The organism is Aidingimonas halophila, from assembly GCF_900106955.1.
GTDB lineage: Bacteria > Pseudomonadota > Gammaproteobacteria > Pseudomonadales > Halomonadaceae > Aidingimonas > Aidingimonas halophila.
Genome location: NZ_FNNI01000002.1, coordinates 273,219 through 297,546, shown reverse-complemented (window position 1 = coordinate 297,546; position 24,328 = coordinate 273,219). Strand labels below are relative to the sequence as shown.

At 56.4% G+C, this 24,328-nt stretch carries 26 protein-coding genes; 12 read left to right on the top strand and 14 right to left on the bottom strand.

Annotation, left to right across the window (positions count from 1 at the left end; genetic code table 11):
* Entirely contained in the window at window positions 1-558 is a 558-nt protein-coding gene (locus tag BLW01_RS04715) for a sugar O-acetyltransferase (RefSeq protein ID WP_229806379.1), read from the top strand.
* Between the two features lie 57 nt (window positions 559-615).
* Here the strand turns inward: BLW01_RS04715 and BLW01_RS04710 are convergent, their stop codons facing one another.
* On the bottom strand, window positions 616-1,734 hold the full coding sequence (locus tag BLW01_RS04710; protein ID WP_092568342.1) for a class I SAM-dependent methyltransferase: 1,119 nt from the start codon (window positions 1,732-1,734) through the stop codon (window positions 616-618).
* 234 nt (window positions 1,735-1,968) lie between these two features.
* On the opposite strand from BLW01_RS04710, the gene BLW01_RS04705 reads away from it, so the two are divergent.
* On the top strand, window positions 1,969-2,598 hold the full coding sequence (locus tag BLW01_RS04705) for a TetR/AcrR family transcriptional regulator (protein ID WP_217635484.1): 630 nt from the start codon (window positions 1,969-1,971) through the stop codon (window positions 2,596-2,598).
* 65 nt (window positions 2,599-2,663) lie between these two features.
* Here BLW01_RS04705 and BLW01_RS04700 read toward each other — a convergent pair whose 3' ends face one another.
* Window positions 2,664-3,794: an aldose epimerase family protein gene (locus BLW01_RS04700; protein ID WP_092568341.1), complete on the bottom strand. Its 1,131-nt coding sequence runs from the start codon at window positions 3,792-3,794 to the stop codon at window positions 2,664-2,666.
* 215 nt (window positions 3,795-4,009) lie between these two features.
* Window positions 4,010-5,053 carry an aldo/keto reductase gene (locus BLW01_RS04695; protein ID WP_092568340.1) on the bottom strand — a complete coding sequence of 348 codons (1,044 nt, stop codon included), beginning with the start codon at window positions 5,051-5,053 and terminating at the stop codon, window positions 4,010-4,012.
* Between the two features lie 258 nt (window positions 5,054-5,311).
* Here BLW01_RS04695 and BLW01_RS04690 point away from each other — a divergent pair, with 258 nt between their 5' ends.
* Both BLW01_RS04690 and BLW01_RS04685 read left to right on the top strand, forming a co-directional pair.
* Window positions 5,312-6,205 (top strand): helix-turn-helix transcriptional regulator, encoded by an 894-nt coding sequence (locus BLW01_RS04690; protein WP_175529766.1) that lies wholly within the window; start codon window positions 5,312-5,314, stop codon window positions 6,203-6,205.
* Window positions 6,206-6,315: 110 nt separating this feature from the next.
* Complete coding sequence (locus BLW01_RS04685; RefSeq protein ID WP_092568338.1) at window positions 6,316-6,714, top strand: DUF4870 family protein; 399 nt, start codon at window positions 6,316-6,318, stop codon at window positions 6,712-6,714.
* Window positions 6,715-6,883: 169 nt separating this feature from the next.
* On the opposite strand, the gene BLW01_RS04680 is transcribed toward BLW01_RS04685, so the two are convergent.
* From BLW01_RS04680 to BLW01_RS04670, 3 genes are all read right to left on the bottom strand, one after another.
* On the bottom strand, window positions 6,884-7,270 hold the full coding sequence (locus tag BLW01_RS04680) for a septal ring lytic transglycosylase RlpA family protein (protein ID WP_092568337.1): 387 nt from the start codon (window positions 7,268-7,270) through the stop codon (window positions 6,884-6,886).
* Between the two features lie 201 nt (window positions 7,271-7,471).
* Window positions 7,472-8,422, bottom strand: coding sequence for an ectoine hydroxylase (thpD, locus tag BLW01_RS04675; protein ID WP_092568336.1), 951 nt, complete (start codon window positions 8,420-8,422; stop codon window positions 7,472-7,474).
* A 230-nt stretch (window positions 8,423-8,652) separates the two neighbouring features.
* The gene (locus BLW01_RS04670; protein WP_092568335.1) at window positions 8,653-8,964 is read right to left on the bottom strand and encodes a hypothetical protein; all 312 of its coding nucleotides are present in this window, start codon (window positions 8,962-8,964) and stop codon (window positions 8,653-8,655) included.
* Between the two features lie 221 nt (window positions 8,965-9,185).
* Here BLW01_RS04670 and BLW01_RS04665 point away from each other — a divergent pair, with 221 nt between their 5' ends.
* A complete protein-coding gene (locus BLW01_RS04665) occupies window positions 9,186-9,794 on the top strand; it encodes a transglycosylase SLT domain-containing protein (RefSeq protein ID WP_217635488.1) in 609 nt (202 codons plus the stop codon).
* Window positions 9,795-9,840: 46 nt separating this feature from the next.
* Window positions 9,841-10,659 carry an alpha/beta hydrolase gene (locus tag BLW01_RS04660; RefSeq protein WP_229806377.1) on the top strand — a complete coding sequence of 273 codons (819 nt, stop codon included), beginning with the start codon at window positions 9,841-9,843 and terminating at the stop codon, window positions 10,657-10,659.
* A 4-nt stretch (window positions 10,660-10,663) separates the two neighbouring features.
* Here BLW01_RS04660 and BLW01_RS04655 read toward each other — a convergent pair whose 3' ends face one another.
* The 4 genes from BLW01_RS04655 to BLW01_RS04640 form a co-directional block, all read right to left on the bottom strand.
* The gene (locus BLW01_RS04655; RefSeq protein ID WP_092568333.1) at window positions 10,664-12,148 is read right to left on the bottom strand and encodes a pyridoxal-phosphate dependent enzyme; all 1,485 of its coding nucleotides are present in this window, start codon (window positions 12,146-12,148) and stop codon (window positions 10,664-10,666) included.
* Window positions 12,149-12,229: 81 nt separating this feature from the next.
* Entirely contained in the window at window positions 12,230-12,901 is a 672-nt protein-coding gene (locus tag BLW01_RS04650; protein ID WP_092568332.1) for a DUF6064 family protein, read from the bottom strand.
* Entirely contained in the window at window positions 12,901-13,830 is a 930-nt protein-coding gene (locus BLW01_RS04645) for an aldo/keto reductase (RefSeq protein WP_092568331.1), read from the bottom strand. The genes BLW01_RS04650 and BLW01_RS04645 overlap by 1 nt, the downstream gene beginning before the upstream one ends.
* A gap of 38 nt (window positions 13,831-13,868) precedes the next feature.
* A complete protein-coding gene (locus BLW01_RS04640; protein WP_092568330.1) occupies window positions 13,869-14,795 on the bottom strand; it encodes an AraC family transcriptional regulator in 927 nt (308 codons plus the stop codon).
* A gap of 154 nt (window positions 14,796-14,949) precedes the next feature.
* On the opposite strand from BLW01_RS04640, the gene BLW01_RS04635 reads away from it, so the two are divergent.
* A complete protein-coding gene (locus BLW01_RS04635; RefSeq protein WP_092568329.1) occupies window positions 14,950-16,005 on the top strand; it encodes an NAD(P)-dependent alcohol dehydrogenase in 1,056 nt (351 codons plus the stop codon).
* Between the two features lie 57 nt (window positions 16,006-16,062).
* Entirely contained in the window at window positions 16,063-17,070 is a 1,008-nt protein-coding gene (locus BLW01_RS04630) for a zinc-dependent alcohol dehydrogenase family protein (RefSeq protein WP_092568328.1), read from the top strand.
* A gap of 97 nt (window positions 17,071-17,167) precedes the next feature.
* On the opposite strand, the gene BLW01_RS04625 is transcribed toward BLW01_RS04630, so the two are convergent.
* The 3 genes from BLW01_RS04625 to BLW01_RS04620 all read right to left on the bottom strand — a co-directional run bounded on the left by BLW01_RS04625 (window position 17,168) and on the right by BLW01_RS04620 (window position 20,162).
* Window positions 17,168-17,560: a hypothetical protein gene (locus BLW01_RS04625; RefSeq protein ID WP_139243914.1), complete on the bottom strand. Its 393-nt coding sequence runs from the start codon at window positions 17,558-17,560 to the stop codon at window positions 17,168-17,170.
* Window positions 17,561-17,631: 71 nt separating this feature from the next.
* Window positions 17,632-18,375: a hypothetical protein gene (locus tag BLW01_RS18335; protein ID WP_139243913.1), complete on the bottom strand. Its 744-nt coding sequence runs from the start codon at window positions 18,373-18,375 to the stop codon at window positions 17,632-17,634.
* Window positions 18,376-18,491: 116 nt separating this feature from the next.
* Complete coding sequence (locus tag BLW01_RS04620; RefSeq protein ID WP_175529765.1) at window positions 18,492-20,162, bottom strand: alkaline phosphatase family protein; 1,671 nt, start codon at window positions 20,160-20,162, stop codon at window positions 18,492-18,494.
* Window positions 20,163-20,544: 382 nt separating this feature from the next.
* Here BLW01_RS04620 and BLW01_RS04615 point away from each other — a divergent pair, with 382 nt between their 5' ends.
* Window positions 20,545-21,153, top strand: coding sequence for a rhomboid family intramembrane serine protease (locus BLW01_RS04615; RefSeq protein ID WP_092568325.1), 609 nt, complete (start codon window positions 20,545-20,547; stop codon window positions 21,151-21,153).
* Window positions 21,154-21,163: 10 nt separating this feature from the next.
* Here BLW01_RS04615 and BLW01_RS04610 read toward each other — a convergent pair whose 3' ends face one another.
* Window positions 21,164-21,589 (bottom strand): VOC family protein, encoded by a 426-nt coding sequence (locus BLW01_RS04610; RefSeq protein WP_092568575.1) that lies wholly within the window; start codon window positions 21,587-21,589, stop codon window positions 21,164-21,166.
* Between the two features lie 175 nt (window positions 21,590-21,764).
* On the opposite strand from BLW01_RS04610, the gene BLW01_RS04605 reads away from it, so the two are divergent.
* From BLW01_RS04605 to BLW01_RS04595, 3 genes are all read left to right on the top strand, one after another.
* Entirely contained in the window at window positions 21,765-22,634 is an 870-nt protein-coding gene (locus tag BLW01_RS04605; protein WP_229806376.1) for a bifunctional nuclease domain-containing protein, read from the top strand.
* Between the two features lie 31 nt (window positions 22,635-22,665).
* Window positions 22,666-22,941 (top strand): YrhK family protein, encoded by a 276-nt coding sequence (locus BLW01_RS04600; RefSeq protein ID WP_092568324.1) that lies wholly within the window; start codon window positions 22,666-22,668, stop codon window positions 22,939-22,941.
* A 188-nt stretch (window positions 22,942-23,129) separates the two neighbouring features.
* Window positions 23,130-24,272, top strand: coding sequence for an arylamine N-acetyltransferase family protein (locus tag BLW01_RS04595; RefSeq protein WP_217635483.1), 1,143 nt, complete (start codon window positions 23,130-23,132; stop codon window positions 24,270-24,272).
* The last annotated feature ends 56 nt before the right edge of the window (window positions 24,273-24,328 follow it).

Here is a 24,328-nt window from a genome sequence, read left to right as displayed (position 1 = left end):
ATGTCGATGACAGAAAAAGAGAAGATGCTTGCCGGTCTGCCTTATCTCTCCACCGACCCGGCGTTGATGGCGGAGAGTCGCCATGCCAAGTCGGTCTGTCACCGTTTCAACATGATGGACCCGCTGGAACCGGAGGCCAGAATGGCGGTGCTGGCGTCGTTGTTGACGATAGAGGGGCAGGCGTATATCGAGCCGAGTTTCTATTGCGATTACGGCTACAATATCTGCCTGGGGGACGGGTTCTTTGCCAATCACCATCTGACCATTCTGGATGCCTGCCCGGTAACGATCGGTCGGCATGTCATGTTCGGCCCGCATGTACTGCTGTCCACGGCAACGCATCCGCTGGAAGCCGGCGCGCGTCGCGAAGCCGAGCATGCGATGCCCATCACCATTGGCGATGATGTCTGGTTGGGGGGCAATGTCTCGGTCATGCCGGGCGTGACGATCGGCGACCGGACCGTGATCGGCGCCGGTAGTGTCGTCACTCGCGATATCCCCGCCGATTGCGTGGCCGTGGGTAACCCCTGCTGCGTGTTGCGGTTTCTGGAAGCGTAAGAACAAATCGGCTCCGTCCCATCTTTGGCTTCGAACAATCGAACGGGGCCGCAAGCGTTATGTCACAGTCATGCTGGGCCGGCAGACATACCAGTAGTTCTGAAAGTCGTGTTCGAGTTCATGGACTTCAATATGGCTGAAACCGGCTTCCCGGAAGTAAGCCAGCGCCTTTTCACGGCCCCACATTGCGCCCAGCCCCTCGCCGCCGTTGGCGAGAGATACCGTCATGCAGTGCATGCAGGACAGTGTATAGAGCAGCGGCCCGATCGGGTGATTCTGGTCCAGGTGATGATGGCCGGAGCCCTTGATGTCCTGGGCCAGATAGACGCCATCCTCGGTAAGTGCACGGCGAATACCCCGCAATAGTGCATGAGGGTTCGACTGGTCATGGACGGCGTCAAAGGTCGTGATGAGTTCGAATGATGCCGGTTTGGCACTATGCTCGAATGTGGTGAGGTCGCGAACCTCGAAGTTCACGTTGGCGTTGTGGGATTCGCGGGCTTCCGCGCGGGCCAGAGTAATGGCCTCTTCGGCGAGGTCGTAGCCGGTGAAGCGACTGTTCGGAAACAGTGACGCCAGTTTGTTGATGGCCTTGCCCCGCCCGCATCCGGCATCCAGCACACGGATGCCTCGTTCAAGCCTCTCCCTGAGACCCGGGATCAGCGGCAGAATATGGTCTTCCAGCGCCGGTACAACGGATTGGCCGCTATCTTCGGCCATGATCTCGTGGAAACGCCCGAACCGCTCGTAGGGCACACCGCCGCCGTGCTGGAAACAGTGTACGATGTCATCCTCCACCGTCCCCAGCAGAGGGATATATTGGGCGAATACGGCGATATTGTCGGTGGGTGACGCCCGGCTGAGGCTCGCCGCGTATTCCTGTGGCAGGTGATAAGTGCCATTGTCCGGATCATGTTCGATGACACTTCCCACCGTCATCGCACCCAACCACTCACGGACATAGCGCTCGTTGAGGCCGGCACGATCCGCGATTCCCTGGCTCGTAGACGGCCCTGAAACGGCTAGTGTATCGAACAACCCGGTGCGATGACCGATCGAGATCATCAGGCTGAGTGCTCCCGCATTGAGAATATCGACCATGCGATCGGTAAACGCATCGGCTCGCTGGTTATTGAAGTCGGGGACGGCGTGAACCGCATTGGCTGGCTCGGACATGAGAGGCTCTCCGTCTGGGTAATGGGGATCATGGAGTGGTGCCGGCACTGTCAATAAGAATGGCCGGCGATACATCGTCCCGCTAGTAAACTCATGGTCCGGTTTTCGATAGGGAGGCAAGCCGCTTCTATAATCAAAAGCATACCCTGGGTTTGCGGATCGTGAGAGCGTCTGTGACGCGAATCGAGATCGTTGAACTTCACTCGCGGTACAGTCTTTTCGGGGCAGGCAATCATGATGATGGGGAGAGGGGCGGCGACGCGTGAGCGAATCCTGGCCATTACGGAGACCGCGGTGCTGGCCAAGGGGTTCGGAGCGACCTCGATCGAGGAGGTCATTGCAGAGGCAGGCATCACCAAGAGTGGCTTCTTCTACCATTTTCGGGATAAGAACGAGCTCGCGCGCGCATTGTTGCAGCGATACATGGAGCGTGACGATGCATTGCTCGACGATGTCTTTGCGCGGGGGCGGGAACTCGCGACCGACCCGTTGCATGGGTTCCTGGTCGGACTGAAACTGCTGGCGGAAACCATGGCAGACCTTCCGGGGGGCCATCCCGGGTGTCTCGTGGCCACCTACTGTTATCAGGAACGCCTGTTCGATCGGGGAGTGCGCGAGCTTTACCAGAACATCGTGTTGCACTGGCGGGCCCGGTTTCGCTTGCTCCTGTCGGAGGTCGTGGCGCAAGCGGATGTTGACGAGCCCGTCGACCTCGATTCTCTGGCTGATATGGTATCGACGGTCATCGAGGGTGGCCTGGTGCTGGGCCGTGCTACGGGAGATCCGGAGATTCTACCCAATCAACTGATGCTGTTGCGCGATTACATCAGACGGTTGTTCGAGCCTGTGGAAGCGGCACCTTGACCTCCCTCGAGTCATACCCTCCAGTCAGGTGGAAAGCCGGGCATACTGCCTGAAAAAGCGGACGACTATCTGGGCTCCTGATCCGTGCTGAAACGGTATCTGGTGCGTGACACGTAGGTGTCACCGGGCCGGAGCCGAGCAGTGGGGAAATGGGAGTTATTCGGCGAGTCGGGGAAGAGCTGGGTTTCCAGTGCCAGTCCACTACGCGGTCGGTAGGTCTGGTTCGACTTGCCGATCAGGCTGCCATCGAGAGAGTTGCCCGAATAGAACTGGATACCCGGCTTGCTGGTCGCCACCTCCAGTTGCCTGCCGCTATCGGGCTCCCAGAGGCGTGCCGCCAGCCTCAACTCGTCAGATGGCGGTGTCTGCCAGGCCAGTACGAAATTGTGATCGTAGCCTCCAGCCAGCTGGAGTTGCTCGTCGGGAGCCTCGATACGATCGCCGATGCGAGTCATCGTGGTGAAATCGAATGGCGTATCCGCGACAGAGCGTATCTCGCCGGTGGGGATCAAGCCACGGTCGATCGGTGTGAAGGCATCCGCATTGAGCTGTAGATAGTGGCCTTCGATGCTGCCACTGCCCTCGCCTGCCAGGTTGAAGTAGCTGTGCTGGGTCAGGTTGACCGGCGTGGTGCGGTCGGTAGTGGCGCGGTAATCGATCGTCAGCGCCTTGTCGTCATCGAGTGTATAGGTGACATCGCATTCCAGGCAGCCGGGATAGCCTTCTTCGCCGTCGGCGCTGATATAGCGCAGGCGTATGCCCACGCCATCATCGTGTTCGAAGGTCTCTGCCTGCCAGAGTCGTTGGCTGAATCCTCTTGCGCCACCATGGAGGTGGTTATCACCGTCATTGACGGTGAGCCGGCAGGTAGTGCCATTCTCGGTAAAGCACCCGTCGGCGATACGGTTGGCATAACGGCCGATCAAAGCGCCGAAGTAAGGATTGGCCTGTTGATACAGAGGTGACAGGTAGCCATCCAGATCAGGAAAGCCGAGTACGATATCGGCCAGCTTGCCGTCGCGGTCCGGCGCATGGAGCGAGACGATGATACCGCCGTAATCGGTCACGCACATGCGTAGGCCCTGGCGATTGGCGAGGCGAAATAGTGAGACAGGTCGGCCATCGGGCAAATGGCCAAAAGCCTCCCGGCTAATGCCGGGGGCGACGGTATCGGATGAAGCGCTCGAGGACATCATGAACTCCGCTCGGGACCGGTAAGGGGATTCGATGGTGGTTCCGGGCTATTCGGCCACCGATAGACGTACCCTGTGATAATTGAGTGGGTCCAGCTTACCCTGGACGGCACCGCTTGCAATATCCACACCCTGGCCGGGGATGTGTGATACGTCTGGCCCCAAAACACCCCATACCGCTCGGGGCGTATGGGGTGAAATGCCGAGGGGCGACGTTTTCAGCGCTTTTGCGCCGCCAACTGTTCTCTCCGATAGGCACCCTGACGCTCGAACATCCAGCCCGGGTATTCGGGGGGCAGATCGCTGACCCGATTGAGTTCGGCGAGTTCGTCGTTGCTGAGTTCGACCTGCGTTGCGGCGATGTTGTCATCCAACTGCTCGGTTCGCTTGGCACCGACGATGATGCTGGTCACGGCATCCTGATGCAGCAGCCAGGCAAGCGCGATCTGGGCGACGGAAACTCCTTTTCCTTCGGCGATGCCACGCATGGTATCGATGCAATCGTAAGCGCGTTCCATCTCGACGGGGGGGAAATCGAAGTGAGTGCGTCGGCTACCTGTTTCCGTCTGGCCTTCACGCGTGTACTTTCCGCTTAGCAGCCCCCCGGCCAGTGGACTCCAGACCATGAGTCCCAGGCCTTCGTTCTGCAACATGGGGATGATTTCACGCTCCAGGTCGCGACCGGCGATGGTGTAGTAGGCTTGCAACGATTGAAAATGGGCCAGGCCCTGGCGGTCGGCGATGCCGAGCGCCTTCATGATCTGCCAGGCCGCCCAGTTGGAAACGCCGATATAGCGTACGTAGCCATGTTGAACCAGGGTGTCGAGTGCATGCAGTGTTTCCTCGATCGGCGTGGCCGGATCGAAACCATGCACCTGGTACAGATCGATGTGATCTACCTGCAGGCGCTTCAGGCTGGCCTTCACGCCTTCCATGATGTGATAGCGTGATAGTCCTCTTGCATTGGCGCCCGGCCCGGTCTCGCCGAATACCTTGGTGGCTAGCACTACGTCCTCGCGTGGCACCTGGAGATTTTTCAGGGCCTGGCCGGTCATCTGCTCCGACAATCCTTCGGAGTAGACATCAGCGGTGTCGATGAAGTTGATGCCGGCGTCGAGCGCCCGACCGATCAGCCGGTCGGCGTCGTTCTGCTGCAGGTCACCGATCTGGCTCCATAGCTCGCCTTGGCCGCCGAAGGTCATGGTGCCCAGGCAAAGCTCGGAGACGAACAGGCCGGTATTGCCGAATTGGCGGTAACGCATGGTGGTACTCCTGTTGCTACTTGGTGGTTACATCGCCCAGCGGGATGCAATCGTGGTGCCGCCGGCGTTGGAATTGCTAGGGTGCGCCTCGAGTGTAGAAAGGCCAGTCGTGGTTTGTGATGAAGACCATATATTGGCTGTGAGTATGGAATAAGGAAGGCTCTATACTGGTATCCGCACTTCCCCCTCAATTGCTCTGTCTGAAAACGACTTGCGCATCGCTCGGCGATTGTTCAGCAAACCAGAAGGAGTCACGCAGTGCTTAGTAACGACCGTCGTAGCGAGATCGCTACCTTCCTGAGAATTCGGCGTGCTCGTCTGCAGCCCGAGCAGATCGGCCTGCCGCGCGGTACGAGGCGGCGGACTCCCGGTCTGCGTCGCGAGGAAGTCGCCGAACTGGCCGGGATCAGCACGGAGTGGTACGCGTGGCTGGAGCAGATGCGTGATGTACATCCGTCGATGGATACGTTGCAGCGTATCGCGCGTGCGCTGAGACTCGAGCCAGCCGAGCAGCAGCACCTGTTGACACTGGGCGGATACGGGCCGGAGAACGGTAGTAATGGTTCAGCGCGCGAAGCGGTAGTGAGCCCGCAGCTTCAGCGGTTGATGAACCAGCTCGAATTCTGCCCGGCGTGGATCACAGGGGCGCGTTCCGACATTCTGGCCTGGAACAGAGCCGCGACTGCCATCCATGGTGACCTCGATGCCATGCGGGGAATCGAGAGGAACGGTGTCCATCAGTTGTTCCTGAACCCACGCATACGCCGCATGCTCGTGAATTGGGAGTTGCATGCACGGGACTGTGTCGCCAAGTTGCGCCTGACCTATGCGAACTACATCGACGATCCTTGGTTCAACGTGCTGATCGGATTACTGCTCGAGCAAAGCCCGGAGTTTGCCGAGTGGTGGGAGGAGCACAACGTGCAGCTTCCCCAGGATGGCGTAAAGGCTTACGAGCATCCCGAAGCGGGGCGGCTGACCTTTGACTATGCAGTACTGCAGGTGGCCGGGGGTAATGGCCTCCCTGTACAACTGATTACCTACATTCCTAAAAGCGATACACCAACCCAGGCAAAGATGGAAGTCCTGATGGGGAATGCCGGCTATCCGGGGGAGGACGTGGTACAGGAATCCGGCGAGGCAAGCGGGTAGATGGTCATCTGTCGTCACTGTATACCGGCAATTTCAGGCTGCAATATCATGAATGTATGTTAGATTAGCTCGCTGTTTCTCTAGGGATTGCCATCAAAAGGAACTTATCAATGAGCCAAGATCCAACCTCTGAACATGAGCCTCAGGAAACGGCTTCTACGCCGTCAGAGGCGACGCCTTCTAACAATACTTCCCAGCCCGAGCCCGATAAATCGTCAGTCTTCATCCTGTGGGCGCTCTATGGCGTTGGGGTCATCAGTGGAGGCTTCGTCACCCTTTGTGGTGTCATCTTTGCTTATATCAAGAAAGGCTCTGCCAGGAATGCGTTCGAAGAAAGCCATTGCCGTTACGCTATCAGGACGTTCTGGTATTCACTGCTCTGGACGGTGATAGGTCTGGCCCTCTCGTTTATCGGCGTAGGGGTGTTCATTCTCGTGATTGCGGCTATCTGGTATATCTACCGCGTTATCAAGGGGTTGATTAGAGCGTCCGAGGGCGCTGAAATCTAAGTCATGCCGTCCTGGGCAGGCTTGTCGTAAGCATGCCTATCGGGACTCCCCTTCGCTTCACTTGACGCATGCTGATAGCCAGCACTGGGGAGTGTCCATGCGGGAGCCGAGGGTGGCGTGTTGCGTCGGCATAGAGAGTCCAGACGCGCAGTCTCGCTGCGAATCCGGCTCACTCCACTGACGTCACCAGGACCGGTGCGACACCGCGGTGAAGCATGCCGAGTTCCCTGGCAGCGCGCTTGGATAGATCGATGATACGACCCTGAGCATAGGGGCCACGGTCATTGATCAGCACTTCAACTTCGCGACCGTTGTCCTGCCGGGTGACCACGACCTTGGTGCCGAGTGGCAGGCTGGGATGGGCGGCTGTGAGTGCCTGCTGGTCAAACGGTTCGCCACTGGCGGTGGTTTGTCCCTGGAAGTTGTCGCTGTAGTAGGAGGCGACGCCTTCTTGGGTTTCCGCTGTCGTTTCGTGGGCTTGCCCTTGGCTGGCACAGCCGGAAGACAACAGCACGAGGAGACTACCGATGAAGATCAAGCGGGAGCGTGTCTGCATGACATTCCCTCATGACAAGCGTTGCGTCGAACACTCTCTTCCTGCGGTAGAGCGTCGGCTGGTTGGTTGAAGGACAGTGTTTCGTTACCGTCGGGCATGGTAACGGTCTTGTCGAGAAACGGCAACTTTTTATGCTGCGGTGCAATGTCCCCGCCGGCGGGTCATCACCAGGCGGGGTACGTAGAGAAGTGAGCGGCGCCGTTATTGCAGAGGCTTGACCCCTTGGCCAGTGAGCTCGGGGAAGTCGTCATGCATGGACAACGGCTCGACGGTTTCCCGTGCTCCCAGATACTCGGGACGTCGCATCGGTGCGGCGTAAGGCTCATCCAGGGTGTTATCTACACTGTTGTAGACAAAGAACAGGTTGGAACGCGGCCAGGGCGACATGTTCTCGTTCGAGGCATGCAACACATTGCACTCGAACAGCAGCAGCGACCCGGCCGGTCCCTTGGGTGCCTCGATGCCGCCATGCTCGGCCAGTCTGGCCAGCGCTTCCTGATCCGGTACGCCGATCTTCTGGGCCTTGAGCGATGCTTTCCAGTTATATTCCGGTGTTTCGCCCACGCAGGGGATGAACTCCCGATGCGAACCGGGGATCAGCATCAACGGACCGTTGAACTCGTTGTTGTCGGTCAGCATCAAGGAGGCACTGACGGCGCGCATGCGGGGCATCCCATCCTCGGCATGCCAGGTTTCGAAATCCGAATGCCAGTCGAAACCGCTGCCTTCGAAGCCGTACTTGTCGTTGATACGCGACTGGTGGATGTAGACTTCGCTGCCGAGGAGCTGACGCACCATACCAAGGATGCGTGGATCGCGAGTCAGTTTGTCGAAACGCTCGGAGAGGTGGTGCATGCCGAATACGGAGCGGATGGCACCGCTGTTGGGGTCGGTGATGACCTGGTCGGAGCGCATCAGTTCATCGTCCTTGGCCATCGCTTTGAGCTCTTCGAAAAACGGTTCGATGATGTCCTTGGAGAAGAACCCTTCGAACCAAAGGTAGCCGTCACGTTCATAGCGTGACAGCGCCACCTCATCGAGTGGCCCCTCCCAGCGTTTCTGGTTGCGCGCATGGACGATAGGGTCTTGGCGCGGAATGGGCTTGCGATACGCCTTCAGGCGTGAGGGATAAAGGTCCAGATGATCACTCATGTGGTATACCTCGCTTTCGTGATTCCAATATACAGAACGAAACGAGAACTCCCCCACGAGGCCGTGCCGTTACACCGCCCGGGGGGAGTGTGTTTCGGCTGGTATTTAAAACCTGAGGACGGTGTGATGCGATTTCAACACCTGGTATGGAAACCAGGAGCCATCGATATCGGTGGGGCATGGGGCGCCATTCAAGAATGGTGTGAATGGCACCCCATCAAGGTGCGATGTCAGTATGGTGCGTCGGATTCGAACAGTTCCGACTTGGCATCGCGCATGACATCCTCACAGGCTGCCTGCTGGGCCAATTGAGTGAGTAGGCTCTGGGTCACGGCAAAGCCCTTGCCCAGGCAGGAGTCGACGTCTTCGCGGCTCACTGCCGGCGTGACGTTGTAGTCGATCTTGATCGTTCTTCCACTGCCATCCAGCTTGTCGGCCAGCTCGCGAATACGCCAGGCAAGGCGCATTTTCCAGTTGGCCGATTCTTCGACACCTTCATTGACATTGAAGGTACATCGCCACTTAGGTTGGTAGACCCTCATGAGAACCTCCTGTGCTGGCTTTGAAAGAATGATCTGTCGTGTTGACTACTCCATTACTGATAATCTTGCACAGACACTATACACCGTTTATGTCGTCGCATCAGCTAAAGAGTGTTGCAGGGCGTAAACAGGCTGGGAAAGGGGAGTGAGGCATGAGCAGGGGAGAGGGGTCATCCAATGGGTATCGGCCGGGCATCAACGTTGGCCGGTGGTTGCTGATCATGCTGTTGATTGGGATGTCCTCCGGGTGTGCCATGCTGGCGCCGTCACCACCGCAGAATCAGAGCAATATCTGTGAGATTTTTCGTGAGCAGCCTTCCTGGTATGACTATGCCCGGGACTCCGAAGAAAAATGGGGGACACCCATTGCCACGCAGATGGCCTTCATCGAACGTGAGTCCTCCTTCCGTAGCCATGTGCGACCGCCGAGAAAGCGCATACTCTGGATTATTCCCGGTCCGAGACCGTCATCAGCCCATGGCTATGCTCAGGCTCAGGATCCGGTATGGGGAGAGTACAAGGACGATGCCGGCAGTCTCTTCGCTCGCCGCACGCACATGAAACACGCGACTGATTTCATCGGCTGGTACAACGCCCGATCGCATCGACAAGCGGGTATTTCCCTCAATAATCCCGAGCATCTCTATCTGGCATACCATGAAGGCCAGGGAGGATATCGTCGCGGCTCTTATCATGCCAAGCCCCAGGTGATGCGCGCGGCCAGAGAAGTCAGGGATCAGGCCAGTCGCTATCGGACTCAACTGGCTTCCTGTGAAGCCGAATTTCGTTGTCGTCACTTTTACCAATTCTGGCCGTTCTGTCGGGCGTAATCGACGAGTCGATATGCGAATCAAATATTAGTACCGGGGATCGATGATGTGGCGTGTGCTTCTTTGGGCCATCCTGATCTATGTCTTGATCGTACTACTTGCCTGGCTGTTCCAGGATCGCTTGCTCTATCTACCCCATACGGGACGGGATTATATCGCCACGCCCGATGAATATGGCTTGTCCTGGGAGTCGGTCAGTCTGGAAAGCGAAGACGACATCACATTGGATGGCTGGTGGTTGCCGGCCGAAAAGGAGCGTGGCAGCTTGCTTTTCTTCCATGGCAATGCCGGCAACATCTCGCACCGACTGGATTCTCTGAGTCAATTCCATCAACTGGGCTTGTCGGTGCTGATCATCGATTACCGCGGCTATGGGCGGAGCGAAGGTAAACCCTCGGAAGCAGGAACGGCAAAGGACGCCCGTGCTGCCTGGCAATGGTTGCGGGAGCGACGAGAGGCGGACCGGATCGTTATTTTCGGCCGCTCTCTGGGTTCGGCGGTTACGGCGGAGTTGGCGCGTGATGTGTCACCGGCAGCCGTGATACTGGAGTCGCCCTTCCGCTCGGTTCCGCTCATGGCCCAGCAGATGTATCCGTTCCTGCCGGCTCGCTGGCTGTCACGATTCGGGTACCACACCATTGATTATGTTACCGAGCTGGATGCGCCGTTGCTGGTGGTTCACAGTCGTGATGACGATGTCATTCCATTCTATGAAGGCCAGGCCGTTTTCGAAGCGGCGCGTGAACCGAAGACCATGCTCGAAATCAGCGGCAGCCACAATGCGGGCTTTCTCGATAGCGAACCCGAATACCTCGACGGTATTGATACCTTCCTGGTCGAAGAGGCAGGGATGTCTCGCGACTAGGAGGTCAGCGGGGATGCAGCCAGCCAGGCAGCATGCTGTAGGGGTCGACCGGTGAGCTGGTGTCATAGGAGCGATTCAGGGCATCGAGTCGTTCAAAGAGTCGCCCGCTCTTGCACTCGTCGAACAGTTCCGTACAGCCACCGACGAACTCGCCGCCAATGAATATCTGCGGCAGGGTCTGGACCCCGGTGCGTGCGTTGAGCACGGCGCGTATCTTGCCGCCCCGGTTGTCCTGCTGATAATCCACCGCATCCAGGTCGATACTGCGATAATCGATATCATGATGTTTCAGGACCTTGCGTACCGACCAGCAGAATTCGCACCACTCCAGGGCGAACATCACGATCGGTTGATCAGGATCGTTGATGATCTGCGTGACTTCCGCTTCGGCAGCTGGGTCGAGAGTGACTGGCCTGGTGTCGGGAGCCGCAGCAGGAGACGACACATCGAAACGGTAACCGGGCGTGGAGCGGGAAATATCCAGTTCTTCCTCGGTCATGTCGACGGCGATACCTTCGAACAAGGGCGTCGTCAGGTAACGTTCGCCGGTATCCGGTAGCATGCAGAGGATGGTGGCACCAGGGTTGGCATTGTCGGCGACTTGCAATGCCCCCGCAAAGGTCGCGCCTGCGGAAATGCCGACAAAGATGCCCTCCTGGCTGGCCAGTGCCTGTGACCAGTACAGCGCATCGCTTCCATTGATGGGCAGGTAGGTGTCGATTCGTTGACCGGACAGCACCTCTTCGGCCAGTTGGGGAATGAAGTCCGGTGTCCAGCCCTGCATCAGGTGCGGTCGAAAGATGGGATGACTCTGGCTGTGGGAGCCGTCGGGATGGCGCTGTTGAGGAATGCCGCTTGCCATGATGGCGGCGTTGTCCGGTTCGCAGACAACGATTCGTGTCGCCGGACTGCGCTCGCGAAGTACGCGCGAGACCCCATTGAGTGTGCCGGCCGTGCCCACTCCGGTGACCCAGTAGTCGAGGGGCGAGTCATCAAAATCCTCGAGGATCTCGACGGCGGTGGTCCGGGCATGAATCTCGGCATTGGCAGGATTCTGGAACTGTCGCGATTGCCACCAGCCGTGTGTCTCGGCCAGTTCCCGGGCTTTGGCGACCATGCCGGAGCCTTTTTCCGATGCCGGTGTCAGCACGACCTTGGCGCCCAGAAAACGCATTAACTTGCGCCGTTCGACACTGAAGTTTTCGGCCATGGTAACGACCAATGGATAGCCTTTCTGCGCGCATACCATGGCTAGCCCGATGCCGGTGTTGCCGCTGGTCGCTTCGACGACGGTCTGGCCCGGCTGCAGTTCGCCGCGCCGCTCGGCATCCTCGACGACGCCCAGCGCCAAGCGGTCCTTGACCGACCCCATCGGGTTGAAGGCTTCGATTTTAACGAATAATTCGACGCCGGGGGGCGCCAGATTATTGATACGTACGACCGGTGTATTGCCGATAGTCTCGAGAATGCTGACGTAGCGCTTACCCATGCTCCACCCCCAACGGCAACCAGGATTGTTGCCGTGTCTCTTATCAATGTAGTGCGAGACACGGGCCGTCGCTATGCCGGGTTACTTTGCTTCGGCGTGAGGCCACAGTCTGGTGACAAGAGCCAGGCAGGCGGCGGTCAGTGGAGACCAGGCGGAGGGAGCGCCCATTGTATCGAGGGTGAGCCAACTGATCAGGCACCACAGCAGAGGAATGACCATCAAGGGCCAGGCCCATCGTGCTGGATGAGCGCTGACGAGCAGCCCCAGCGTTGCGATGGCCAGCGGGTCGGGAGCGACTGCGAAGACTTCCGCCATTTGCCAGGAGCGGCCTGACAAGAGCGGAACCAGTGGATGCAATATGACGGCATGGAGAATCAGGGCGAGCCCGATGTAGCGAGGGAGGCGTCTACGGTCGGTGAACGTCAGCCAGCCGCTGGAAAGCGCTCCCAGCAAGAGCAGGGCTTGCAGTGCAAAGAGCGGGATGACGTACTCGATAGCCCAGTTGATCGGTGCGTAGCGTTGCCAGAGAAAGGCCCAGGCAACGAAGCCCCAACTGGCTGCCAGGACGACACCGAGACAGCGTACGAGCCAAGGGCGGGGCGTTAGCAGTACCACAATGAGCAACAGGCCCGCGAGCAGTGCCACGATTTGTAGCGGCCACCATGCAGCATTATGCAGTTCGAACAGACGCCAATAGACACGCGGGGAGAATAACAGGAAATCTTCCGGCCGATAGGTCCACCACTCGGACATCACAGTTCTCCGATCGTCTCGGCAATACGCTGACGCATGTCGTCATCGGGAAGCGGTGACGAGGCAGCGGCCATGTTCTCGCGCACATGCGCCACCTGCGTCGTGGCGGGAATGGCGCAGGTGACATCGGGATGCGAGATGATGAACTTGAGAATGAGTTGTGCCCAGGTCTCGGCTTCTACATCACTGGCCCAGTCGGGTAGGGCGTGATCCTCGAGTCGGTCTATCAACCGGCCTTGCTGGAAAGGTCGGTTGACGATGACGCCGATCTCCCGCTCCCTGGCCAGGGGCAATAGCCGTTGTTCCGCTGCCCGGTCGATGGGATTGTAGGTGAGCTGGACGAAATCCAGCGGATAATCGCGCATAATGGTTTCGAATTCGTCGTGGCGACGCCCATGTGAGGTTGTGATGCCGACATAGCGCAATTCACCGTCGTCTTTCATGGTCAACAGCGTTTCGAGATTTTCCCGCCAGGCGCGCAAGTTGTGAACCTGAAGAAGGTCGAAACGGGATATGCCCCAATCGGACCGCGACGCGTCGATCTGATCGCGTCCCTCGTCAGGATTCGAGGTCCATAGCTTGTCGGCGGAAAAGACCCGGTCATGGGCGTCGAGCTTGTCCAGCCCATAGCCGATCGTCGCCTGCGATGAGCCGTACATCGGTGACGAATCGATCATGCGTCCGCCCGCATCGAAGAAAGCCGCCATGACATCGACGCATTGCTCCAGCAGCTCGGAATCGTCGCCGACATTGAAGGTGATCCAACTGCCCAGGCCAATCAGGGGTAGGGAGTCACCCGTGGAAGGGACGGCGCGCGTTTTCGGTCCGTTGTCCTGGGCCGATAACGGCCAGGAGGGTATGGCTGTAGCGGCCGCGGTTGTCAGGAGCCCTTTGAGAATCGTTCGGCGAGACGGATTGCAAATTGACATCGCTTTCTCCCGGCGTGCATGGCAGGCATGGCACTCGCTCAGCTGGCCCGTTGTGTCGTGGTGCGGTCGATCGTCGGCCCCGGCGACTGCTGACGATCCTTCATCGGAGAAACCCCGAAATAGCGTTTATAGTCGCGACTGAATTGAGACACGCTGCGATAGCCGATCCTTTCGGCGATCCGGTTGATGTTGAGATCATCGTGGCTGAGAAGCAAGCGAGCCTTGAGTAGACGCAAACGCTTGAGATATTGCAGCGGCGAAGCGTGAGTGATCCGTTTGAAATGGTGATGGAAGGACGAGACGCTCATATTGGCCTCGTGAGCCAGAGTATCCACGCTCAGTTCATGATCGAAGTCGGCATGCATCTGCGAGAGCACCTGGACGATACGTGAGTAATTGCCCTGGTTCTGAATGAGTGCGCGTAAGGCCGGCCCTTGTTCCCCCTTCAGGGCTTCAAAGATGACGTCCCTGACTCGCGCTTGCCCCATGACGCTGGCGTCGACCGGGTCATGGAGGGCCCGGACCAGCCGAATGACGGCCTCGCTGATACCTGGCGTCAAGGCTACCGAGTCCATGGGTAATGGTTCATGTTCATAGGTTTCGAAGGGGGGCGATCCCGCTGCCATGACCAGCTCGCCCAGCATGGCGGGATCGATATGAACCGACATCGCCAGCAGCGGGGCATCCGGCGATGCGAAGGTTTCGCACTCGAACGGCAGTGGTAGGGTCTGTACCAGGTAGTGTCCCGGGTTGTAATGAATCTCCCGCTCGCCCAGATAGCCGACCTTCTGTCCCTGGGCAACGATGATCAGGCTGGGATCGTACATGAGTGGTGTACGCTCGACGGGGCGATGGGTCGCGATCAGTGATACCTGGGGAATGCTCGTCTCGGAAAAACCATCATGGGTAATCAGCGGTCGTAGCAAGTCGACCAGATCGGGAAACGTAGATGTCGAGTCAACCATGGTATCTGCCTGTCATGAAGGGAAAACGGCATACTTTTGGAGAAATGAGCAAAAATGTCACAGAAACATCGATCGTATTCATCGGGTGTCACCACCAGAATACTGGGTCTCAGCCTAGTCGAAGCATGATCCGCATGCAGGAGGACACAGTAGCATGAGTCAAGTCAAAGGGTATGCCGCCCGTTCCGCCGATTCCGACTTGTCGCCAATCACGTTCGAGCGTCGACAGCCACGCGCCGATGACGTCTCCATCCAGATCGACTATTGTGGTGTCTGCCACACCGACCTTCATTTCGCTCACGATGACTGGGGCATCACCCAGTTTCCCGTCGTCCCAGGGCATGAAATCATCGGCCGTGTCACAGCGGTCGGGAGCGCCGTCACGATTTTCAAGGAAGGAGATATCGTCGGCGTCGGCTGCATGGTCGATTCCTGCCGTACCTGCCCAGCCTGCGAAGGGGGCCTGGAACAGTTCTGCCTCAATGGCATGACACCGACTTACAACGGTGAAGATCGCCATGATGGTAGCATCACCTTCGGCGGCTATTCCGACAGCATCGTGGTCAGTGAGCACTTCGTGGTCAAGGTGCCGAGTGCCCTGAATCCGGCCATGGCAGCACCGCTGTTATGTGCCGGCATCACGACCTATTCGCCACTGCGTCACTACGGCGTGAAACCCGGCCATAAGGTAGGCGTCGTCGGCATGGGGGGACTCGGCCACATGGGCGTCAAGTTCGCCAAGGCACTCGGAGCCGAGGTCACGCTGTTCACCCGTTCCAGTCACAAGGTGGACGAAGCGCGAAAACAGGGAGCGGATCACGTCGTGGTCTCCACCGATGACGCGCAAATGGAAGCCACCGCCGAACACCTGGATTTCATTCTCGATACGGTGCCGGTGCAGCACGACCTCAACCCGTATCTGAATACCCTGCGCTACGATGGGATTCACATCATGGTGGGCTTGCTGGAGCCGGTCGATCCACCGCTCCAGGCCGGCGCGTTGCTGATGAAGCGTCGTGTTCTGGCCGGCTCGCTGATCGGCGGCATGCCGGAAACTCAGGAAGTGCTCGATTTCTGCGCCGAGCACGGCATCGAGTGTGATGTAGAGATGCTCGACATCAAAAACATCAATGAAGCCTACGAGCGGATGCAGCGCGGTGACGTGAAATACCGTTTCGTCATCGACATGGATACCTTGAAAGCGGCCTGATATCGCTCCAACGTGTCAGAAAGCAGTGCTGCCATACGAATCGATAAGGAGGGTTCGATGAAGGTCGTTACATTACGCCATCCCGGCGGACTGGACCATCTCGACGTGCAGGATCGCGAGGCCCCGGGAGAGCCGGGGCCGGGTGAAATCCGCGTACGCCTGCATGCCAGTTCGCTCAATTTCCACGACTACGGTGTGGTTTCCGGCGCCATGCCGACGGAAGACGGTCGGATACCCATGTCCGATGGGGCCGGTGTCGTGGAAGCGGTCGGCCAGAGTGTCGACGAATTTCAGGTCGGTGATTCGGTCGTCTCCACCTTCTTCCCGACCTGGCTGAACGGGCCGGCGCCGGTAGGGGATTTCAAGACCGTTCCCGGCGATGGTGTCGAAGGGTACGCACGAGAGCAGATCGTGCGCCCTGCTACCTGGTTCACCCTTGCTCCCAAGGATTACACCCATGCCGAGGCGGCGACGCTGACCACCGCAGGCCTGACGGCTTGGCGCGCCCTGGTGGTCGATGGCGGCCTGAAGGCCGGCGATACGGTGCTGGTGCTGGGCACCGGCGGCGTATCGATCTTTGCGCTGCAATTCGCGCGGATGATGAACGCCCGAGTGATTGCTACCTCCTCCTCCGACGAGAAGCTGGAACGGCTGCGCGAGATGGGGGCCGAACACACCATCAATTACCGCACGGATCCGGAGTGGGGCAAGACGGTCAAGTCGTTGACCGGTGGGCGTGGTGTCGATCATGTGATCGAGGTCGGCGGTCCCGGTACATTGCCGCAGTCGATAGACGCTGTATGTATCGGAGGCCACATTTCCTTGATCGGAGTACTGACCGGTCGTGGCGGTGATATCCCTACCGCCAAGCTGATGGCAAAACAGGCAAAGCTTCAGGGCCTGATCGTCGGCAGCCGCGCCAATCAACAGGACATGATCCGTGCCATCGAGGCGAGTGACATGCATCCGGTCATCGATCGTACCTTCCCGCTGGACGACATCGCTGAGGCGTTCCGGCATCAGGAGGCCGGGCGTCATTTCGGCAAGATCTGCTTGTCGATGTAAGGCAGCAGGCAGCGAAGCCGATGGGGTGGAAAACTGTCCATGCGGGATGCCACCTCACCGGCTGGACGGGGGAGTCGTACCCATTGGCTTCTCAACACTATTGGAGTAGCGGTTGAAGGCGGTTCTGATAAGTTTCGAAAAGTTGGCTGTTGTGACGATTCGCCGCGTCGCGATGTTCAACATTGACTTGGCTAGTAATCGCGACTTGTCTGAGTTGTGAATGAACCCACTGATATTCTGCCCAATTACCCTCCTCGCTGAAAACGGCCTCAATCAAAGCTAATCGTTTTCTGTGAGTGTCGCCGGAATATTTGTTTTCTAGTTCTTCTGCCTTTTCAGTAATTACAATGAATTCTTCGACCTGATTTTGAGATAATTTTCCACTAGGTGGTGGTTCATATTCATGAGATCCGATATTTTTGATAACCGCTATATCATCAATAGCGTTTGAGTCACCAAAAGCCGATGAAGTTCCCAGCATCGTGGTCATGGCCGTTATGATTAGCAAGTATAGAGGCGTTTTTAGCATAAATGTCTTCATCTTATTTTCACAAGTGAGGGTTAGGGAGAATAGTTGGAATATCGCTCGGGTGGCTTTAGCTCTACAGTGAGAAAATGAGATATGCTTTCGGACTGGTTGTCTATTGCATATTTACCTGCCTTTTTCCATATTGATTCCATGGGATCCAGGTAATAATGGTTGTTTGAGTTATCTTTACTGTCCTTATGATTGATGAAGGTTTGGCTAATACCCACTATGACATGGTTGGATATTGTATGTGGTGGTAACTGTGAACATGGTGTCATGACATACTCTGTTACCCGAAAGAAAGTGTTGTCGAAAATCTTTTTTACCAGTTTTGACGCTTTTTCTGAAATATGCCCTTGTTGAGAAAGTTCGTAAAATGATGGGCCAGGTATGTTTGTCATAGAAGGTGTTATTCGGGATTGAAATTCCAAGAAACTCGCTTCGGAAATGCCATTGTTTTGGAGCGAGGATGTGTTCTTGGGGATGCTATATGGTTCGCCACGCCTGTGTCTGGATTGTTTGATTATTTTGTCACCATGTTTGTGTATTATGGAGTAGTCGCTCAAAGGATATATAAGCCATTTACGTGTACTTTCTTCCTCTATCTCTAACGTGTCACCTGGTTCCAGCGTGACTTCTCTAACCACTGCATACTCATTATTGATATGGGCTTGGCTATCAAGCGCCAACAGTGTCGTGGGAACGATAGATAAGAAAAATGCTATAAAAAATAATACCGATAGAGACAGCGGTTTTATTTTTCCATTAACAATCATTTATGATAATCTGTATTGCATACGCAATTGATATAAATGATGAGAGGCTGTTCCGCCATGCGTCCCTGGCATGTACAGTCAGGTCCTCTCATCATTAATAGCGGTTTTATCTGTTATTAGAAACTTCGCTCACTGACCACCTCCTCAAGCACATCACCATCGGCTCCGGAGGGTGTTCTCACCTCCATGTAATTGGTTATCGTGATGGCTAGATCGCTAACGGCCACACTTCTATCCACGACTTGATTGGGAATTTTAGGGCCGGATATCAGTATAGGAACATGCGTATCGTATGCATAAGGGCTGCCATGCATAGCCGAGAACTGATCCGCGTTGGGGTACAGGTACCAAAACTGGTCTTGGATGAAGAGAACATTGCCGGAACGTTCTGGCTGAAACGCACGCACCAACTTGTTCATTATCGGTGTATCCGGTATGTTGCCTGATTCGATATCCGTGCGGGTTATAGCATAACTGACTCCTTCCTGATCCAGCATGGCTTGAGCAAGTGCACGTTCGACTTCCGGATAGTCTAAATCATTTGACTCCATGACATCAGGATTCAGATAGAGACTTGGATTCCAGAAGGCCATGATGAGATCATCGGAAATATCAAAACGTTCCCGTAGGGTTTCATTGGCTGTTTCAATGAATTCCTCAGGATAATGACGATCGGCATCGAGTCCTTCTTGATGCTGGTACTCGGGTATATCATCAGCACCATGGTCTGAGCTGATAATGATCAATGTATTATCCAGACCAACCTCATCGTCGACGAAGCTGAAGAAATCGTCCAGTAATGCATCAACGTGCAGGAACATGTCTTCATATTCTAGGCTATTCGTTCCCCAGGCATGTCCTACATAGTCCGTCCCGGATAAACTGATATTAAGGACATCGGCGGCGTCTCCTTTGCCAATTTCTTCCTGCTCCATGAGAGTTTTGGCAAATTCGAGTGTTAGCTCATCGCCAGCCGGGGAAAAACGTAATCCTCCATAGTAGGCACTATCATCTGAATTATCATAATCCTTGGGGATGGTTGAGCCTAGGTCATAATAACCCTTTTCATGTTCTCGGTCGTCATTGTGCGAAAATGTATAAGTGTCTTCTGGTTTTTTAAGCGTCCATTGTTCATCACGGAATTTGTCTTTCTTTCCAGATTCATTGAACTCCGTTACCCATTCTGGCATCTCATCGTAATAATACGATGTCGTATAGAAGTCGCCAGAACCCGATTCATACCAGAAAGCTTTCCCAAGACGCCCGGCTGGTATGATGGCTCCCCGGTCTTTGACACTGACGGCGAAACTACGTGATTTTCCGCCGGAAGATAGGGAAAGTTCATCGCTAAAAGTCGTGGCTGTCAGATTTCGAGGTGACGTTCCGCGCATATCGGTATCAATGAAGGGATTGCTATCAGGGTCCGAAACGCAGTAGACACGCTCTCCGGTTTTTCGGTCGGCCCAGTCGTTTCCAGCCAAGCCATGTTCAGCAGCCGGGGCACCAGTGTTGAGTACCGCATGGCCAACTGCCGTGAATGTGGTGGAATGCTGATAACGCGCATTTGTATAGGAAACGCCATTGTCTATCACATGGCGAATGCCTCCTTCTGATAACCGATCATAGTTTCTAAAAGGGACTTCCCCTTTTAACATGTCGATTGTCACATTAAGGACTAAATCTACATCGTTGTTGTTAGCCTTTGCTCCCGGCGATTCTCCAATAAATAATAAAGGAATAGTCATGCTGACGATAGCTGATTTTTTGATATATCCTAATTTAATCATGATTAACCCCATGTAATTACTGAGGGCATTTTTATTTTGTTCTGCGAATTTTTAGTTTAGTTTTCTTGGTGTTTTTTTTCAAAAAATATATGAGTATCTATCATTTTTTATTAGAATGTTGGTGCATGATGACCATATTTTTGGTTTTAAAGAAAGGGTGGGTATCAGGCTATGGATGGAGAATGATGTCGTTAATGAGATGGGTTCATGAATAGGTGGTGGATTACCTATAAACCGGGCGATAGCTGGAGAGATAGCCTTAGTCGTTTCTCGGTTATGAGGGCAAGGAGCTAGGCGACCGATCATTGCAAAAAGTAGAATAGAGTGAAGCGCTACACGCCCGATGAACTTCACTGTCAGGCCTGCATTTCAAGGAGGAACAATGCCCATTGCCACCTATACCATCATGGCTGCCACCATTGCAGTGTCGCTGATGGCGTGGCGTTCGAGATCACTTCTCGATGCCTTGATCTACTGGCCGCCCGGCGTTTCTCGCGGGCAGTGGTGGCGTTTGCTCAGTCATGGCTTCATTCATGCCGATGGTGCGCATCTGCTGTTCAACATGGTGACGCTGTACTTTTTCGGTACGGTCATGGAGCAAGTGCTGACACCACGCATCGGGATCGTGGGCGTCGTGCTGTTCTATTTGATCGGCATACTGGTCGCCATTCTGCCGAGCCATGTCCGTCATCGAGGCGATCCACGTTACCGTAGCCTGGGGGCCTCGGGAGCGGTGGCTGCCATGTTGTTCGCTTACATCCTTCTGCAACCCTGGTCGATGCTGTTCGTGTTTTTTCTACCCGTGCCGGCGATTCTGTTTGCCGTAGTCTATGTGGCGTATTCCTTCTGGGCCGATCGGCGCGGGGGAGGCAACATCAACCACAGTGCTCATCTCTGGGGTGGAGCCTGGGGCGTGGCTTTCATGCTATGGCTGGAGCCACGCCTTTGGCAACGATTTCTGAGCGAGGTGCTGACTCCCCTCGGTATGTGAATGACGCACATTACCCATCTTTTTCACAGTTGATCATCCAGGGCACACCATACTGATCAATGAGCATGCCGAAACGTTCTGCCCAGAAGGTTTCCTCGAGCGGCATCTGAACCGTGCCGTTGTCCGACAAGGCCGCGAAAATGCGCTCGGCGTCCTCCGGCGTATCGACATTGAGGGTGATATGCGTGCCATGGATGCCCTCGTAGGGAACCGGACATACCGATGTCATGTCGGAGCCCATCAACCACTGTCCATCTACCGCCAGTCGGGCATGCATGATCCGGTTATGTTGCTCGGCGGGTACCGGTTCACCACAACCCTCCGGCATTTCGCCGTAGGTTGCCATGGCCTCGATGTGACCGCCGAGACAGCGCTCATAGAATTGGAATGCCGATTGGCAGGTACCATCGAACATCAGGTAAGTACTCAGGCGCATGATCTCATTCTCCTCTTGTATACAGACCAGGTGGCATCGACATTCCCTGGTCGAATGGGAGCGTCCGAATTCGACATCGTCCGGCCCGAGGAGCGTATTTTTCATGGCAGCCAATGCAAGCCACTGCCATGCTTCAAGCAGGACATGCCTCCACTGGCGTGAAGGACGGTGGTTGATGTTAATTCGTACAGTCATGCATGCGAGCATTCCCTGGCTCCTGGGGGGGCTGTTGATGGTCTGGGTCGGTGTCGCCGATGGGCGCGAACTGGCCGTGGACCCGGAGACCATGGTCGAGGTCGAGATCGCTTCGGTGGCGATCGCCGTCCCGATAGGGACACCGGTCGTGTTATTGCGGGAACCCGGTGCCGAAGAAGTGATCCCCATTCTGATCGGTTCCGCAGAGGCCGAAGCCATCCAGAGAGGATTGCGCGATCAACAACCGCGCCGTCCCATGACTCACGAGTTGCTCGATAATGTTCTCGACGGTGTCGATGTGTCGCTGGAGCGGGTTTACGTCGACGCCATCGAAGACGATGCCTTCCTCGGTATGCTCGAACTGAGAAAGGCGGGGCAAGACGAAACGATCCGAATCGATAGTCGCCCCAGCGATGCAATCGCTTTGTCCTTGCGTACCGGTGCCACCATTCATGTTGCTCCCCAGGTGCTGGAAGCGGCGCGGCGTATCGATTACCAGGGCATGGATGACCAGGTGGTGTCGGCGTTGGGTATCACGGTGACCCCGGTGACCGATGATCTGCGCGATGCATTCGAACTCCCCGACCGAGAGGGCGTATTGGTCAGCGATGTTGCCGGTCCTGCCGAGGATGCCGGAATGGAGCCAGGTGCGCTGCTGTTTGAAGTCAATGGCCAAACACCTGAGCAACCGATGCGGTATCTCGAACTCGTACGTAAAACACCCTCGGACGCGGAGGTTCGCTTGCGTTATTGGCAGGAAGGCGAAATAGAGGAGTTGGCGCTACCGGCCGATATACCCTCCCCGGGGCCGAGTGAACCGGAGCCGGAGGAGCCGGGGCTGCGTTTATAGTACATGTGAATGTGGCAAGGAAGAGAAGACTATGGCCAACACGCCGATGGATAATCCACTGACATTCCACCTCGGACGAGAAGAGTTGGTTATCCGACGCCGTTATGAGGTGCTCAGCATCATCAATGACTTCTTCATTGCCGTCTGGTTTCTGGTCGGCAGCGTGCTGTTCCTGTATCCCAGTCTGGAGACAGGAGCAATCTGGTGCTTCATCATCGGCAGTTTCCAGTTTCTGGTTCGACCCACCATCCGTTTGATCAGTCACATACATTTACAGCGAGTCCCGTCCAGTCAGTGGGAGCACTGAACCGCGGCAGGACTGAGTGTCGAAGTCGGGCTATGCCAAGCGACTAAAGTGTGAAACGTTCTGACTCGACATGACATTGCCAACCCTTGACCTCAACCATGGTTGAGGTCTTATAAAGACGTTCATTTCGTAAGCAGCGAGTGGCGGATGCCGTGTATCCTGATCACACTCGATGACAGGGAGGTCGCATGAACGACGACAATCAACCACCAAACTGGTTGACCGGAGCACGTGTCCTGTTGTTGGGACGTGCGCCTGAAGTGCTGGATATGGTGAGGCAGGAACTCCTCGAGCTGGGGGTCGATGTCCGGGGCACGACGGATGTCGAAAATGCCGCCGACCGGTTCGATGCCGAGGATTTCGATCTGATCGCCTTCGGTCGGGGCCTGCTGGGCCCCGCCAGCGAACGGTTGAAGCAAGCGTTTACCCGTCAGGATCCGCAGATACGTTTCCTGGATACCTTGGCGCCACTGGCCGTAGGACAAATTCTGTCGGCATTGACCGGCAAGGATCGTGACCCTGAACTCGATCTCGATGCCTACTTCGCCAGAATCGGTTATACCGGTCCGCGTTCGCCGACCCTGGTGACGTTGTGTGCACTCCATGAACGTCATCCCGCGTCCATTGTGTTCGAAAACATCGACATTCTGCTGGGTCGGGGGGTCGATATTTCGCCGACGGCGGTGGATGCCAAGTTGATCGAGGGACATCGCGGTGGTTACTGCTTCGAGCACAACAGCCTGCTCAAGCGTGCATTGGAGGCGATCGGTTTCGAGGTCGAAGGCCTTGCCGCCAGGGTCTATTGGCAGTCACTGGCCGGCGCGGCCCCTCGGCCGCGTACCCACATGGCGTTGCGCATCATGCTGGAAGGCCGTCCCTGGCTGGTGGATGTCGGATTCGGCGGGAATGTGTCAGTCGCACCGCTACGCATGGATACATCCGAGCCACAAGAGACTCCTCATGGCGTATATCGTGTCATTTCCTATGGGGATGAACTGATGGTGCAGGTGTGGCTGGACTCACGCTGGTCATCACTTTATGCGCTCTCGCTTGAGCCGCAACTCGACGTCGATTACGAGCTGCCCAACTGGTTCACCTCGACGCATCCGACATCGCACTTCCGGCATCATCTCACTGTGGCGCGCACGACACCGGACGCTCGTTATACGCTGGCCGATCGACAATTCACCATTCGCCCCGTCGAGGGTGAGAGTGAACGGTATCTCCTGGATGGTGACGGGATCGAACGGGTTCTTCGCGACACCTTTGGCATGCCCGTCGAGGCCGAATGGCGTCCCATCATCGAGCGAGCCGCGACGGCGAATGACTGAACGAGTCGATCGATCCCTGAAGGATCGACCGACGGTGAGTCCGAATGGTAGTGGCG